We start from the raw sequence: 15,201 nt of genomic DNA, 5'->3' as shown, positions 1-15,201 counted from the left end.
TCACTGCATCGAGGCACAGTGCATCACCGGCGTCCTCCCCCCTTGGCTCGAGGCGGGTCGGACACGGCGGCGACGGTAGACCTGGCTTCGTCGCACCGACTGGTGCGACGTCACAGTTGCGGCACAGCCCCGGACTTTCACCGGTGTTCCCCCGTGTGGACGAACGGAACGCGCTGCTGCGCTCCCGCTCGCACCCGCCGCCGTCTCGCACATCCTGTCAAGGTGCAGCGCCGATCGATCGGCTGCGCACATTGTGAAAGCTCGTGGCCCCGTTGTCAAGCCCGCTTGGGCACATTCCGGGCCAGCGATCGAGTTCCTGGCCCGCTCGACTCTCGACTCGCACACGGCACAGGACCTCCCGGTGATGGTGCTCGGTGCGCCTCAGACGGGAATGCGCCAGGTTTCCAGCCATGGTTTGGTCGGTCGGAACCACCTGCTCTCGGCGCGAACAAGGCGGACGATCACGGCTGCTCCTGGCTCGACCAGTCGGTATGCCGTCGAAAATAGAATGACTCTGCGGTACCGCCCATCTCGATGGCTGGCGCAGGCGCTGATGATGAAAGAGCTTTGGACAAGGCTCACCAGTACCGCATCGCTTGGCGGTAGATGGCGCGCAGAGCGCGCTCATCGACTGGCCGTGGGCTGTTCACCAGAATGCGCTGCTGGGCCAGCGTTCCCTCGACGAGTGCCGGAATGTCGCTCTCGGTGAAGCCGAGTTCCGCGAGACCACTCGGCAGACCGAGATCGCGCATGAGCTGGATGAGCGCGTCGGCAACCGCTTCGGCAGCGGCGCGGACCGGCAGACCGCGAGTGTCGATCCCCAACATCTCGGCCACTTCAGCGTGTCGCTCGGGCCAGGCCGGTGCCGTAAAGCGGAGACCAGCCGGTGCGCCCACGACGACAGCCAGGCCGTGCGGGATGAGCGGCTCGTCGACCTCGTAGTCGGGCGGGAAGAAGTCACGGACGAGCCCGGCGATCGGGTAGGACATGGCGTGTGGGATGTGGACCCCAGCGTTCCCGAAGCCGATACCGGCCGTCAAGCTGGCGAGCGCCATGAAGGTGCGGGCCTCCAGATCGAGCGGGTTGTAGACTGCTCGCCGCAGATACCGTGCACCCCAGCGGATAGCCTGCGCGCTCCAGAGGTCAGCGACCGGGTTGGACCCGATGTAGGCTGGTCGCTCGGCTGGGCTGGCCGGTCGAGGACGAACGTGATACGGCTTTGCTGTATACGATTCGATCGCGTGGCAGAGGACGTCCAGCCCGGCGAACGCGGTCACCATCGGGGGACAGGTGACCGTGTTGAGCGGATCGACGATCGCCATGGTCGGCCGGATGAAACGGTGGGAGATGCCGGTCTTCAACCGGCGATCGGTCAGTTCGAGGGCGATCACCGCGGTGGTTTCGCTGCCCGTGCCAGCGGTCGTGGGGAGGGCCAGGTGCGGCTTCAGTGGGCCGGGAACCGGATTGCCCCTCCCGACCGGCTTGTTGATATAGTCGAAGAGGTCAGCCGGGTAGGACGTGAAGAGGTTCATCGCTTTGGCGGTGTCGATCGTGCTCCCACCTCCGAGCGAAACAAAGGCGTCCGGCTGGACGCGTTGGGCAAAAGCGATGGCATCGCGCAATGAGCGATCGGTCGGCTCGATGTGCACCTGGTCGAAGACGACCACTTCCGCACCAGCGCGCTGGATCGCTGCCTCGACGGGCTCGATCAGGCCATGCTGTCGCAGATGACGGTCAGTGACGAGGAGGACGCGGCGTGCCCCGAGCCGCTCGAGTTCCACGGTCACGTCAGCGGTCGCGCCGGGCCCGAAACGGAACGGGACGAGATCCATGGCGATGACGGTCTGGGTCAGGCTCGCGCTCATGCCGGATGCTCCTTCCGGAACACAACAGGCGGCATCATCGTCGGCCAGGTGGAACCAGCCGTCAAGAGGAGCGTGTGCTCTCCAGCGCGGAGCGTACTGGTGCTGTGCCCGGGTTTGTCGATCACGGCGTGGACGTCGCTCAGCGATGCTCGGGGCCCGGGACGGCATCGCTTTCCTGGGCCAGTTGGTCGAGGAAGCAGCCGAGCAATCGATGAAGACGCGGCCGGGCTCGTTCCCCGATGGCCGCCACCTCTTCGTGCGTCGGGATCGCTGGCTCTTCGGGAATCGCCAGGTTGGTCACGACGGAGATGGCCAGGACGCGTAACCCGAGCGCCCGCGCCAGGATCACCTCGGGGATGGTCGACATGCCGACCAGATCAGCCCCAGCGGCTCGCAACCAGCTGAGTTCGGCTGCCGTCTCGAAGGTCGGCCCAGCGACCATGGCGTACGTTCCCTCCGGGAGTTCCAGGCCGAGTCGAGTCGCAGCAGTACGGGCTACCGTGCGGAGATGGCGATCGTAGGCATCGCGCAGACTGAAGAAGCGAACCCGTCCCGCCGGTGGAATCAGCGGATGGTGACCGGCCAAACCGGGAACGAAGAGGTGATCGCGGAGCAGCACGAAATCGCCCGGTGCGAAGGTCGGATGCAAGGAGCCGGCCGCATTGGTCAGGATGACGATCGGACCGGGCAGATGGGCGAGGAGGGCGATCGGCGCCGCGACTTCGGCAGCCGAGAGACCCTGGTAAAGGTGATAGCGACCGAGGCAAAACCAGATCGAGTGCCCATTCCAGTCTGCCAGCACCAACTCCCGTGGATGACCGGTGACGGCCGGGGCAGCGATACCGGTGAGTTCGTCGAGTGGGACGCGCACCACGACACGCGCGTCTTCGGGAAGACTCGCTAGCCCGGAACCGAGGACGATCAGCGCATCGGGAGTGTGGTGATAACGCTGGGCGAGGGCCTGCGCTCGCTCAGCTGCTCGTTCCTGCCAGGGATGGAGAATGTCCATCACCGCGCCCCTCTTCCTGCAAGAGTGTCGCCACGTCGGCGGAAGCAGCGATGTCGCCGATGTGTGCCTGGAGCGCTGCCCGCAGGGCACTCGCGATCTGACCACGCAAGGTGAGGCTGAGCGGTCGGCGGGCGAGTTCCTGCCAGTGATCGGCCAGCAGGAGGCGCAATGCCTTGACGGCTCCGACGCTGAGCGGGACTTCTCCAGCACTGTGTCCAATGCATTCGCTGCAGAGGATGCCACCCTGATCCGGCGCGAAGGCGAGCCGCCCTGGCGTCAGCTTTCTCCCACAGTGTGGGCAGACGGCGAGTTCCGGGCGGTAGCCGAGGAGAACCAGCAGCCGCATCTCGAACCGTCTGACGACCGCGAAAGGATCGGGCAACTCGGCGAGCAGTCGGAGACACTCGAGCAGGAGGTCGTAGAGTGCCGGTTGCGGATCCTCGTCTGCGGTCGCGCGATCGGTCAGGTCGGCGAGGTAACCGGCCCAGCCGGCGCGCCAGGGTTCCTGGCGCAGTCCGCTGAACGGCTCGACCAGCTGCGCTTGCGTCACGATATCGAGTTCGCGTCCTCGGGCGAGGAGAACTTGGGTTCGCACGAAGAGGTCGAGATGGCCGGCCAAGCGACTCTGCGGCCGACGTATTCCTTTGGCGATGACTCGGAGTTTTCCCGCCTTCGGGGTGAAGAGCGTCAAGATCCGGTCGGCCTCGCCGAGATCGCGGCGGCGCAGGACGATCGCCTCGGTATGGTAAAGCCGGATGCGGTGGTTGGTCGTCTCGGCCATGCCTCGCTCGCTGATCACGATGCTGGAACGCCGATATCCGGGTGAGCGACCAATTCCGCCCATTGGCGGGCGCGTTCCCGCAAGCCAGCCCAGTCTCGTCGCGCAACCAGCGCGCGATCGACCAGATGACTGCCGACCGCCACGGCGACGGCACCGGCTGCCAGGAAAGCTGGTGCGGTCTCGAGTGTCACGCCACCCGAGGGGATCAGTTTCACCTGCGGCAAGGGAGCCAACACGTCCTTGAAGTAGCTCGGCCCCGCGAGACTGGCCGGGTTGACTTTGATGTAATCGGCACCCCATTCCCAGGCGCTGAGGATTTCGGTCGGGGTGAAAGCACCGATCACGCTAGGGATGGAATAGCGTCGGCAGATCTCGATCGTTTCTCGCCGAAGGGTCGGGGTGACGATGAATTGTGCCCCAGCCAACATCGCCTGACGAGCGGTTTCTGCATCCAGGACTGTCCCTGCTCCGACCAGGCAGGATCCATCGAAACGATGCCGCACGACTTCGATGGCACGGCCAGCTTCACGATTCGTGTAGGTGAACTCGAGTACACGCACTCCACCCTCGAGCAAGGCTTCGGCGAGTTCCTCGGCACAGCTCAAGTCATCGAGCCGGATCACGGCGATCAGCCGGTACGTTTCGATCCAGTTCACGTCGCTCCCCCTTCCGCTCGGGTACCATTCGCATCGAGTGTAGCGGGCCGGGTCGGCGGAGAGTAGGAGTCCTCACGATGGCACGACGGTTCGGCGTCGTGGCGGCGCACGGCAAGCCTGAGGCAGCCGAGTTGGCTGACCGGATCCAGCATTGGCTCGCTGCGCACCAGTGCCAGATCGCGAGCGAAGAAGCCCTTCCGGTGGTTTGGCCAGAACTCGACGCGGTCATCGCCATCGGTGGTGACGGGCTCATCATGCGCGTCGCGCACCATTATCCCGAGGTTCCGATTCTCGGGATCAATGTCGGCCGGGTCGGCTTTCTGGCCTTGGTGGAACGAGAGGGATGGGAACAGGCGTTGCACGAGTTGGTGCATGACCGGTACCACGTCCAAGAGGGCCCGACGCTGGCCGTCGAACTGGAACGCGGGCGACGCGTGCTCGTCGATGCTTGGGCGATCAACGACGTCGTGGTTCGTGCCGGATACCAGCTCATCGAAGTCGAACTCTACATCGACGGTCAGTTCGTCAACACCTATCCGGGTGACGGCATGATCGTCGCTACCCCACAGGGAAGTACGGCCTACTGCATGGCTGCCGGTGGACCGGTGCTGACTGCCGGGGTGCATGGGTTCGCCGTGACGCCGATCTGTCCGCACTCGCCGATCCGCATTGCGCTCGTCGTCCCCGAACAGGCGACGATCGAGCAGGTCTACGTGAGCGACCGGGAAGCACGCCTGATCATCGACGGAGAGCCGGTCGCGTCCCTGGAGCAGGGCGATCTCGTCCGGGTGCGACGGGGCAAGCAACCGTTCCGTCTCGTGGTGCTGCCGGGTACGAACTTTTACGAGGCGTTCCGCAGCAAGTTCAATTTCCAAATCCGTCCGGAGGCCCAGCCCAGCCGGCGAACCCGGAATGCCGACACACCATCAGGCGCGCGGTAACTCGCTGGTATCCGGCTCGTTTTCCCGCCTGCTCCGCGACCAGCCAGGTGGGAGCGTGGTCGCCTCGTCCTCCGGTAGGGGCCTCTCCGGCTGTCGCCCGCTCGGAGTGCGTCCCAGAACGCGCTGCACAGCCTCGAGCGGCGAGCGACGCTCCTGTACGGTCAACTCGCCTTCCTCGGTCGGCTGTCGGGTACCGCAGTACGGGCAGTGCGGCCAATCCAAGCTGAGGAGACGGCCACAGGCGATACAGAGCTGTTTCAACGGTGCTCGACAGTAGGGGCAAAACTGGAAGTCGTCCTGCACCGGCCGTCGGCAATGAGGGCAGCGCCCGACTGTTTCCAGGTCCTGGATCAGATATTCCTCCTCCAGCGCCCGCTCGTACTGCTCCTCCAATGTCTCGCGCGGGCGCATCAGGAGATAGAGCAATGCGCCCGGGACGGAAAAAAGAACGACGAGCAACGTCGCGAAGATTTGGGCGATGACGCTCCGGGTCCGTGTTTGGATGTCCTGGAACGTCCACACGACGAGCGCAAACCAGAGCGCCAGATAGTAGGCACCGCCCAACGCGATGAGGAGATGCGCTGCTTGAGCGACGAGCTGTTCCACCGCTGTGCTCCATCCTCTCGCTTCAGGGCAGGCGCTCGAAACGCTCGATCGGAACGACGAAGACGTTGGCGCCGCCGACCTCGACCTCGATCGGCTGCGGAACGAAGAACTCGCCCGATTCCACGATCGGGAACAAGGGATTGACGTACTGTGTGCGCGTGTAGCAATGGGCCTTGATCAGGCGCAGGACCTCGTCGAGCTGGTTGGCTTCGACACCCATCAGCAGCGTGACGTTCTGCTCGCGCAGGAATCCTCCCGTGCTGCTGATCCGGGTTGCGCGGAACCCCTCGTGCTGAAGCGCCTCGAGCAGCCTGTCGGCATCGCGTGCCTGCACGACGGCGATGACGAGCTTCATGGGGATCGTCATGGTGAATGTCTTCCCCGTTCCATGACTTCCGTCACCGTTGTCCAGACGACGTCGGCGACAGCCGTAGGCGGCAATGTCGCATCGACGACACGCCAGCGCTGAGGGTCGCGCTGTGCAGCGGCATGGTACCAGTCGCGTACCCGTTGGTGGAAGGCGAGTTCTTCCTGATCGAGCCGCGTGATCGCCGTCGCGGCAGCCCGGCGGCGAGCCAGGCCGACTTCCACCGGAACATCGAGCAGGATCGTCAGATCGGGCCACAAGTCGCCCGTCGCGACCCGGTGCAACTCGCGGAGCCATCCTTCGTCCAGACCGCGCCCAGCCCCCTGATAAGCCAGCGTGGAGTCGACATAACGGTCACACAGGACGATCGTGCCGCGTGCCAGGGCGGGTCGGATCCGATCCCACACGTGCTCGGCCCGGGCAGCGGTGAAGAGCAGGGCTTCCGTTTCCGGGCGGAGTGCCTCGCCAGCTAAAAGCCAATCGCGGATGGTTTCGCCGAGCGGTGTGCCACCTGGCTCTCGCGTGACGAGAAGGGAATAACCAGCTTCTCGGAGCCGGGCGGCCAAAAGAGAGCATTGTGTCGTCTTGCCTGCTCCTTCCGGTCCCTCGAAGGTGATGAACCAACTCACCAGTTCTCGTCCTCGCGGTAGATTTCGACCCGGCGGAAGGGTTCTCGCCCCCGGCTGCGGGATGCCAGGTTGTACCGCTCGGCGAGCTGATGCTGAAGGCGTCGAATCCAGGCTTCCTGCGGGCGCAACTCGATCCGGCTGCGTGTCCCCTGGAGCACCTGGTGCGCCGCAGCTTCTGCCTCCTCCATCGCGGCCAGGATCCGATCGTGCGCTGCGGTCTCATCGCCGTCGTCAGCGGCTGATTCCAGTTCTTGCTCGCCCGCGAACCGCTCAGGGAACAGCGAGCGGAACAGATTGGCCATCTGCTGCGCCGTATTGCTCCGCAGGACGTACACCGGGATGCCGCGTTGTTCGGCCTCGCGGAGTACCTGCGGTCGCTTGCGGAAGTAGTTCTTCAGCGTCACGACCGCATCTGCCTCGCGGGGTGAGCGGACCAGCTCGACCGGAAGCATCAATTGGCGAATGACGTCCTCCAGCCGGTTCCGGCTGACGCCGAAGGGAAAGAGTCGCATGGTCCGCCTGATCGGCTCGCTGGGCGGAGCGGCGACTGCGATCGTCCCGGAAGGAGTCGCTGGTCGAGTCGGGGCCGGTGTACCGGGAATCCGCTGGTAGGTCCGACGCGGTCCAGAGGGAAGCATGGACCGCTCGGCACGTTGGTCTTGCCCGTGCAACTCCTCGTACCAGATGGACACCGTTCCGTCCGGGTTTCGCTCGCGAATCTCGACGCGGAGCGGCTGGCCGCGCAGGATGGCGTCGACCGCTGCCGCGACGTCGCGGTGCACGGCCACTCGATTGCGCGACTGAATCTCGACCAGAACGCCGAAGGTCGGTGGTGCCTTGCGTTCCAGGATCGACTTCTGGGTGCCCCGCCGGCGAGCTTCCTCGTCGCTCAACGTGACCGACTGGATCCCCCCGATGAGATCCGAGAGGGTCGGGTTCATCATGATGTTTTCCAGCGTGTTCCCGTGTGCGGTTCCGATGAGCTGCACGCCACGCTCGGCGATCGTGCGCGCGGCGGCAGCCTCGAGCTCGGTACCGATCTCGTCGATGACGATGACCTCCGGCATGTGGTTCTCGACCGCTTCGATCATCACCGCGTGCTGAAGACTGGGCGTCGGGACCTGCATCCGGCGGGCGCGACCGATCGCCGGGTGCGGGATATCGCCGTCACCTGCGATCTCATTGCTCGTGTCCACGACGATCACCCGCTTGCGCAGGTCGTCAGCCAGCACCCGCGCTGTTTCGCGCAACATGGTCGTCTTGCCGACACCGGGCCGACCCAAGAGCAGTATGCTCTCGCCCGACTCGATCAAGTCGCGGATGATGGCGACCGTTCCATAGACTGCGCGACCGATCCGGCAAGTCAGGCCGACGATCTCGCCGGATCGCGAGCGAATCGCGGAAATGCGGTGCAGCGTGCGCTCGATACCTGCTCGGTTATCGTCCCCGAAGCGACCGATCCGTGACGCGACGTAGGCGATGTCTTCGCGCGTGATCTCGCGATCCGCGAGATACACCTCGCGGTCCTCGAACCGTGCCTCGGGACGTCGTCCCAGGTCGAGAACGATTTCGAGCAGCTTGGCGCGGTCCTCTGGGCTGTTGTACTCCCGGAGCGCTTCGACGATATCGGGTGGCAAGACTGCCAGCAGATCCTCGAGATTATCAGTGATCGTTTGCTCCGGCATTGCCGGAAGAATGGTCACAGGCTTCGTCACGGTGCGCGTGGTCGTCCTCCTCTTCGTTTCATGGTCGTGTCGCGCGTTCCAGTACGGCGATCGTCGGTCGCTCGTGGTTGTAGAGCACGCGTGGTGCCTCGGCGAGTCCGGCCAGCCGAGCATGCTCGGTGACGGGAAATCCGGCGCGGATACGTCGGATCGTATAGCGTGCGACCCAAAGCCGTGTCTCGAGCAGCGTGAATCCCACCTGCTCGAAGCGTGCCCGGGTGGCTCCTGCCTCATCGGGAAGCAGGAGCAGCACCCGATCGCGCGGGCGCGCGCAGGAAGCGAGCGCTGCTCCCACGATCGCGACGGCCTCGCTGGCAGCTTGGTCTTCCGCGACCAGTTCCACGATGTGCCAACCAGCGCGCGAGCGAACGCGGCAGTAGGCTCGGGTCTCACCGTCAGTCGCGAGCAGGTAACCGCGGATACGCCAGCCAGCGCGCTGCCCCACGTGCCACGCGGCCCGGGTGCGTGCCTCGGCGAACTGAACCGGTCGCGGGGTGACGCGCTCGTACAGGCGCTGAACCTCCCATGCGTCGAGCGCTTGCTGCTGACGAATGGTCAGCGACTGGCTCGGCGGTGCGAGTTGCTCGCGCTGGCCGGCGAGCAGGTGTATCCGCCGGAACGGCGTAAAACCGGCTCGCTGCCACCAGGCGATGAGATCCGGGTGCTCCGGAATCAGGGTGTGCAGGCGGATGACCCCGCGCAGACCAGCGTCCCGAGCCAGACGGTCCAGCAAGCGCTGTCCCTCTTCTCCCTGCGAGACGAACAGGCGAGCGATGAACCAATGATCGCGTCCGGGTTCTGCGATGACGTGAGCGTAGGCTCGCTGTCCGCGCTCGTGGACGAACCGTCCGGTCGCCGCGCCGAACGCACTGCCGAGCAATCCCCGAATGGGCGAGAGATGAAAAGCGGCTGGCAGCGCGACCAGGTCACCGCGCAAGGCAGCTGCCGGCTGATCGGAGGAGTCGCTCGCGCTCATCGGTGCATTGTTGGCTCGCCACCAGATCACGCCAGGCCCTCCTCCGCGCGCCTCAGAGCGCGCGTCGTCCGGCGAGCGCGCGACCCAACGTGATCTCGTCGGCATACTCCAGGTCGCCGCCCACCGGCAAGCCGCTGGCTGGCCGGGTCACCGTGACGCCGAGTGGAATGAGCTGGCGTGCGATGTACATGGCGGTCGCATCGCCCTCGATGTTCGGGTTCAAGGCCAAGATGACCTCGTTCGGTTGCTCTTCCTGGACTCGGTGAACGAGTTCGCGGATCCGCAAGCGCTCTGGCCCGATGCCGTCGACGGGTGAAATGACCCCGTGCAGGACATGGTACACACCGTGATAGGCTCCAGTTCGCTCGAGGGCGAGAACGTCGAGCGGATCCTCGACAACGCAGATCGTTCGCTGATCACGCGACGGATCAGTGCAGATCTGGCAGGGATCGACATCGGTCAAGTTGAAGCACCGCGAGCAGAACTGCACTCGCTCTTTCACCTCGATGATCGCTTGAGCCAGGGCAAGCGCGTCTTCCCGCGAACACCGCAACAGATGGTATGCCAACCGTGATGCGGTCTTGGGACCGATTCCGGGAAGCTTCGCGAATTCCTCGATCAACCGAGCGATCGGCTCGGCCGGTCCACGTGCGCGCACTGTCACCTCGGTCGCCGTCAGGCAAAACGCGCGTTCACCGGTTTCAGTATACCAGAAGGGTCGGTTTCTCTCGTCCCTCTCACTCGTCGCCCAGATAGACCACGCGGCCGCGTGCTCCTTCAGCCGGGCCGACTATTCCTTCCGCTTCCAATCGCTCCATCAGGCGTGCTGCCCGGTTGTAGCCGATCCGCAGTCGTCGCTGGAGGAGCGACGTCGAGGCTGTCCCGAGTTGGCGAACGAGTTGGCGAGCCTGTTCGAGCAGGGGGTCCTCGCCACGACTCGTCTCCTGGATCGTTTCCTCGAGATCGAGCCAGCTCGGGTCGTATTGTGGGACCGGACAGAGTTGCCGCCAGTGGTCGACGACGTATTCCAAGTCGCGGTCGTCGATGAACGAGCCTTGGACGCGGAGGGGACGTGCGGCATCGGGCGGGAGATAGAGCATGTCGCCGCGCCCGAGCAAGCGTTCGGCACCAGGCATATCGAGGATCACCCGGCTATCGGTCTGCGACGTGACAGCGAAGGCGATCCGCGCCGGTACATTGGCCTTGATCAACCCGGTGAGCACGTCGACCGAGGGTCGCTGCGTCGCGATCAGGAGGTGAATCCCGGTGGCACGGGCCATCTGGGCCAGTCGCACGAGGAGTGTCTCTACCTCGTCCGGTGTCGTCAGCATGAGGTCAGCCAGCTCATCGATGATGACGACGAGATAGGGCAATGGTTCGAGCGATGGGTCTTCCTCGCGTCGCAAGCGATACCCCTCGAGATTGCGCACTCCCAGCTGGGCGAAAAGCTCGTAGCGTCGCTCCATTTCCTGCAGGACACGTCGCAGCGCGCCGACGACGAGTCCCATATCGGTCACGACTGGGCGCTTGAGGTGCGGCACGCCATCGTAACCGGCGAGTTCGACCTTCTTCGGATCGATCAACAGCATCTGGAGTTCGTCCGGCCGCCGCGTGAGCAGAAAGGTCGCGATGATCCCGTTGATGCAGACCGATTTGCCGGATCCGGTCGCGCCGGCGATGAGGAGATGCGGCATGCGGGTGAGGTCAGCGACGACGTACTCGCCGTGCACATCCCGCCCGAGAGCCAGCGGGAGGCGTGCTCGAGAGCGCTGGAAGGTCGTCGATTCCAGCACCTCGCGCAGGCCCACCGTAGAAATCGCGCTGTTCGGGACCTCGATGCCCACACGTGCCATACCAGGAACCGGTGCCTCGATCCGGATCGCTGGCGCAGCCAGCGCCAATGCCAGATCGTTCTGCAGCTCGGTGATGCGCCGCACCTTGACTCCGGGACCCGGTTCCAGGGTGAACAACGTCACGGCAGGTCCAGGATAGATTTCGCGGACGCGAGCGTCGACTCGGAAGTTCGCCAGCGTCTCTTGGATGATCGCTGCCTTGCGCTCCAGTTCGTCCGCATCGGGGAGGCTCGCCTCGTACCGCTGCAAGCGGCTGATCTCGGGAAGCACCTGATCTCCGGCAGGAGGTGGCGTGACCGCGCTCGCTGTGACCGGTTCCGGCTCGGCGGGGTGGCGCTCTTGGACACGCTGCTGAGGGGAAACCTGCGTCCGGCGCCCACGCGGGCGACTCGCTGGGGCGTGGCGCGTCGCGATGATCGGTCGCGTCGATCCGCGCTGGGCGGTCTCGACCGAGTGGCCGGGCTCCGCTGGCGCCGGAGGCGCGGGAAGATCGACCGCGCGAGCGGACGATCGCCGTTGGACGATCTGCCAGCTTCGTTGCGCCGCGGTGACGATCGCTCGAGCGAGCGTGCTGAGCTCGATACCAGCGACGAGGGTCGAGCCAGCCAGGCCGAGGGCCAGTGCGAGGAGCCCGAGACCGAGGTCCCCCCCGATGAACCGGAGGAGCGCTGCCACGCCGGCACCGATGTACCCGCCGGCCTCCTCGACACGGTCAGCCGGTCGCGCATCGAGCAGTGCGACGGCTGCGGAACCATACAGTGCGAACCCCACGGCCCGGCGAATCGTGCCGGCTCGCGACCGGGAGGCGAGCAGTTCGAGGGCACCCCACCAGCAGACGAGCGGGACCACGATCGCCCCGCGGCCGAACAGTTGCCGGCAGGTCTGGGCGAGCCAGCCGGCCAGCCCGGTCTCGCGCTCGTGCCCGAGGAGAGCCACGGCCAAGAGCACACCGACCGTGGCGAGAAACACACCAGCGAGGTCACGCGGCAGACGGCGCGGAACGAGTGCTGCCAGTTGCGCCAGCTGAGCGACGACCGCACGCAGGCGGCGTCTTTGGGAACCGGCGACGAGCGGTGCTGTCTCCCCTCTGGCTCTCCGTTCTTTCTCTCGCTTCCGCGCCATCGTGTCCCCCTGCGTTCGTTCGCGTGTCCGTACGGAGTATAGCAGGGGGTCAGAACAAGCGCATCTGCTGTGCCTTTTCCTCGCTGTGCTGCGCTTCTGCTGGACGCGCTGCTTCCGCCCGGGCCTGGGCGAGGATCTCTCGCAGTGCATCGAAGTCCTTCTCGACGAGTTCCTTGAGCGCAGGCTGGTGCAAGGCGGCGGCGGGGTGATACATCGGCACCACGATGACATCCCCGAACCGGCGTGGCTTTCCATGGATACGGGAGATCTTTTCGTTGGGGAACCAGCGCGCCATGGAATAGCGCCCGAGCGTCACGATGACGCGCGGACGAATCACCGCGATCTGCTCGTCGAGGTAGGGTGCACACGCAGCGATCTCGTCCGGGAGCGGATCCCGGTTCCCGGGTGGTCGGCACTTGACGACGTTGGTGATATAGACCTGTTCGCGTCGTAGCCCGGCTCGCCCGAGCAGCTCGTTCAGGAATTGTCCTGCCGCTCCGACGAACGGGCGACCCTGCCGGTCTTCGTGGTACCCCGGTGCCTCCCCGATGAACATCACCTCAGCGTGCGGATCCCCTTCACCGGGCACTGCCTGGGTCCGGGTCCGCCACAGATCGCAGCGCGTGCAGTGACGGACGCGCTCGGCGATGTTCTCCAGGAGTTCCCTCGCACTGCGTTCCTGGCTCACTGTCTGCTCCTCTCGCTCGTTTCGTCTTCCCGTTCTCGTCGTCCACCGGGGCATGGACAGCGAATGCCGACGCGGGCAGCGAACGACCGTTCCGCACCAGTGCGATCCAATCTACCGGATGCTCCAGGAAGAAAACGGTCGGGTCCTCCGCGTGCTCGTGCAGCCAGCGCGCGATGATGACTGCGGCATCGAGCGAATCCTGGTCGAGCGTCCAAGGAGCGGCCTCGTGGGCGCGTTCCCAGGCCGCTCGAAGTCGAGCCGCCACGGCTGCCTCGTCCTCGTGCGGATCGGCCACGACACGCGCCCAGAGTCGGCCGGCAACGATGAGGAGAAAGGCCCGATCGCCGGTCTCTGGGCAGGGAGTGACGATGACGCATGGTCGTCCGCTGATCGTCTGGCGGACCAATCGATGACCGATCACGAGTTCCTCGCTGCGCCGCAGGAGATCGCGCAAGCGCGCTGCTCGTTCGAAGTCGAGTCGCTCCACCGCGTCAGCGAGAAGTTGTTGCGCACGTTCGACGATGACAGTCGTCTCGCCGCTGAGATAACGCAGCGCGCATTCGACGAGCGCTCGGTACTCGGCAGGCGTGACGCGTCCGGTGCAGGGGCCGATACAGCGGCCCAGTGTCAGTTGCAAGCACGGGCGCCCGTAGGAACGGGCATCCCGGAACGATCGATGGCAGGTGCGCAACGGGAGGAGTTGGTGGAGCAACTCGACGACCGAACGGGCAGCAGCCGTGCTCCGGAAAGGCCCGATGTACACGGCGTCGTCATCGTCACGCTGACGAGCGAGCATCAGGCGCGGCCAAGGGCGACCGAGCTCGACTTTCACGTAGGGGTACGCCTCGTGATTGCGGAGTTGCGTATTGTACGGTGGCTTGTACCGCTGGACGAATTGACTCTCCAAGAGGAGTGCTTCCAACTCCGAGCCGACAACGACCGTCTCGATCTCGGCCACCGATTCGAGCAACCCGTCCATCTTGCGGGTGTATCCCAGTGGTTGACTGAAGTAGGAGCGGACTCGCTGCCGGAGATTGCGCGCCTTGCCGACATACAGGACACGTCCCAGCGCATCGCGCATGAGATACACACCCGGCAGGGCGGGTGTATTGGCCAGCAGGCGCTGGTCGAGCACAGCGCGCCCGCGGGCGACCGGCTCGACGACGATCGGTCGCCGCGTCGCGGTTGGCTGGAGGTCGCTCGGCGAGCGGTATCCGACCTGCTCGGCTCGCTCGACGAGGTGAAGGTAGAGGTGGGCAGTCGCTTCGGCATCCGGTAACGCACGGTGACGCGTGCCCCGCGCCAGACCGATGGATCGACAGATCGTGTCGAGATCGTAGCGGCCGTTCGCGGCGAGCAGTGCCCGGGCGAGCGGCAAGACGTCGAGTGCGGGATTGGGGAGCGGTCCTTGGCCGATGCGCCGCAGTTCGGCGTTCAGAAAATCGAGGTCGAACCCCACGTTGTAGCCGATGACCGTGCTCTCTCCCAAAAAGACACGAATCGCGGTGGCCACATCGACGAACGACGGCGCCGTCACCAGGTCCTCGTCCCGGATCCCTGTCAGACGAACGATATAAACCGGCAAGCGGCGATGGGGGTTGACGAGGACGGAGAAGCGATCGACGCAGCAGCCGTCCTCGTAACGAACCGCGCCGATCTCGATGATGCGGTGCCGAGCTGGACGGAGACCAGTCGTTTCGACATCGAGCGCGACGAACGAGCGAGGCCAGCCCTCGCTGGGTACCAGGGGGCGATGGCGAAGGGCCCAGGTCCCATCCGCACGGCGGACGATCTCTGGCTCGGTCTCCAACAGTTGGGCCAGGAATGGTGCCCAAAGTCGACGGTTACCGAGCGAGCCGAAAAGCGCCTCGATCAACTCCTCTTCGCTGGCGAGCCCGCCTCGTGTCAACAAGAGCTGCCGTGCTCGACTGCGGAGACGATCGTAGGCTGGCTCCACGGGCTGTTCACTCATCCCGCACTCCTC

14 protein-coding genes and 1 riboswitch are annotated in these 15,201 nt (G+C 65.3%); of the genes, 1 reads left to right on the top strand and 13 read right to left on the bottom strand.

What is annotated here, in order from left to right:
* Window positions 1–27: 27 nt before the first annotated feature.
* Window positions 28–169: riboswitch (adenosylcobalamin (AdoCbl) riboswitch) on the bottom strand.
* 409 nt (window positions 170–578) lie between these two features.
* The 4 genes from ACWIVK_RS09700 to ACWIVK_RS09685 all read right to left on the bottom strand — a co-directional run bounded on the left by ACWIVK_RS09700 (window position 579) and on the right by ACWIVK_RS09685 (window position 4,311).
* The gene (locus ACWIVK_RS09700) at window positions 579–1,865 is read right to left on the bottom strand and encodes a hydroxyacid-oxoacid transhydrogenase (RefSeq protein WP_448576459.1); all 1,287 of its coding nucleotides are present in this window, start codon (window positions 1,863–1,865) and stop codon (window positions 579–581) included.
* A gap of 139 nt (window positions 1,866–2,004) precedes the next feature.
* Window positions 2,005–2,874 (bottom strand): purine-nucleoside phosphorylase, encoded by an 870-nt coding sequence (locus ACWIVK_RS09695; protein ID WP_448576458.1) that lies wholly within the window; start codon window positions 2,872–2,874, stop codon window positions 2,005–2,007.
* Window positions 2,837–3,655, bottom strand: a complete 819-nt coding sequence (gene recO / locus ACWIVK_RS09690) for a DNA repair protein RecO (RefSeq protein ID WP_448576457.1) — start codon at window positions 3,653–3,655, stop codon at window positions 2,837–2,839. The genes ACWIVK_RS09695 and recO overlap by 38 nt, the downstream gene beginning before the upstream one ends.
* Window positions 3,656–3,669: 14 nt before the next feature.
* Window positions 3,670–4,311 carry a bifunctional 4-hydroxy-2-oxoglutarate aldolase/2-dehydro-3-deoxy-phosphogluconate aldolase gene (locus ACWIVK_RS09685; protein ID WP_448576456.1) on the bottom strand — a complete coding sequence of 214 codons (642 nt, stop codon included), beginning with the start codon at window positions 4,309–4,311 and terminating at the stop codon, window positions 3,670–3,672.
* A 77-nt stretch (window positions 4,312–4,388) separates the two neighbouring features.
* On the opposite strand from ACWIVK_RS09685, the gene ACWIVK_RS09680 reads away from it, so the two are divergent.
* On the top strand, window positions 4,389–5,252 hold the full coding sequence (locus ACWIVK_RS09680) for an NAD(+)/NADH kinase (RefSeq protein WP_448576454.1): 864 nt from the start codon (window positions 4,389–4,391) through the stop codon (window positions 5,250–5,252).
* On the opposite strand, the gene ACWIVK_RS09675 is transcribed toward ACWIVK_RS09680, so the two are convergent.
* From ACWIVK_RS09675 to ACWIVK_RS09635, 9 genes are all read right to left on the bottom strand, one after another.
* Window positions 5,238–5,858 carry a zinc ribbon domain-containing protein gene (locus tag ACWIVK_RS09675; RefSeq protein ID WP_448576453.1) on the bottom strand — a complete coding sequence of 207 codons (621 nt, stop codon included), beginning with the start codon at window positions 5,856–5,858 and terminating at the stop codon, window positions 5,238–5,240. The two genes, ACWIVK_RS09680 and ACWIVK_RS09675, sit on opposite strands and share 15 nt — an antisense overlap.
* 22 nt (window positions 5,859–5,880) lie before the next feature.
* A complete protein-coding gene (locus ACWIVK_RS09670) occupies window positions 5,881–6,213 on the bottom strand; it encodes a cyclic-di-AMP receptor (protein WP_448576521.1) in 333 nt (110 codons plus the stop codon).
* Between the two features lie 8 nt (window positions 6,214–6,221).
* A complete protein-coding gene (gene tmk, locus ACWIVK_RS09665; protein WP_448576452.1) occupies window positions 6,222–6,854 on the bottom strand; it encodes a dTMP kinase in 633 nt (210 codons plus the stop codon).
* Window positions 6,851–8,539 carry a R3H domain-containing nucleic acid-binding protein gene (locus ACWIVK_RS09660; protein WP_448576520.1) on the bottom strand — a complete coding sequence of 563 codons (1,689 nt, stop codon included), beginning with the start codon at window positions 8,537–8,539 and terminating at the stop codon, window positions 6,851–6,853. The genes tmk and ACWIVK_RS09660 overlap by 4 nt, the downstream gene beginning before the upstream one ends.
* A 58-nt stretch (window positions 8,540–8,597) precedes the next feature.
* Complete coding sequence (locus ACWIVK_RS09655; RefSeq protein WP_448576451.1) at window positions 8,598–9,584, bottom strand: hypothetical protein; 987 nt, start codon at window positions 9,582–9,584, stop codon at window positions 8,598–8,600.
* A 22-nt stretch (window positions 9,585–9,606) separates the two neighbouring features.
* A complete protein-coding gene (recR, locus tag ACWIVK_RS09650; protein WP_448576450.1) occupies window positions 9,607–10,218 on the bottom strand; it encodes a recombination mediator RecR in 612 nt (203 codons plus the stop codon).
* Window positions 10,219–10,291: 73 nt separating this feature from the next.
* Window positions 10,292–12,529, bottom strand: coding sequence for a DNA translocase FtsK 4TM domain-containing protein (locus ACWIVK_RS09645; protein WP_448576449.1), 2,238 nt, complete (start codon window positions 12,527–12,529; stop codon window positions 10,292–10,294).
* Window positions 12,530–12,578: 49 nt separating this feature from the next.
* Window positions 12,579–13,187, bottom strand: a complete 609-nt coding sequence (locus ACWIVK_RS09640) for a uracil-DNA glycosylase family protein (protein WP_448576519.1) — start codon at window positions 13,185–13,187, stop codon at window positions 12,579–12,581.
* A complete protein-coding gene (locus ACWIVK_RS09635) occupies window positions 13,108–15,189 on the bottom strand; it encodes an exonuclease domain-containing protein (RefSeq protein WP_448576448.1) in 2,082 nt (693 codons plus the stop codon). Before ACWIVK_RS09635 ends, ACWIVK_RS09640 begins: the two co-directional genes overlap by 80 nt.
* Window positions 15,190–15,201: the final 12 nt, after the last annotated feature.

The sequence above is a fragment of the Thermomicrobium sp. genome, assembly GCF_053493975.1.
Note: the sequence above shows the minus strand (reverse complement) of the source record. Positions and strands in the feature narration are given on the sequence as shown.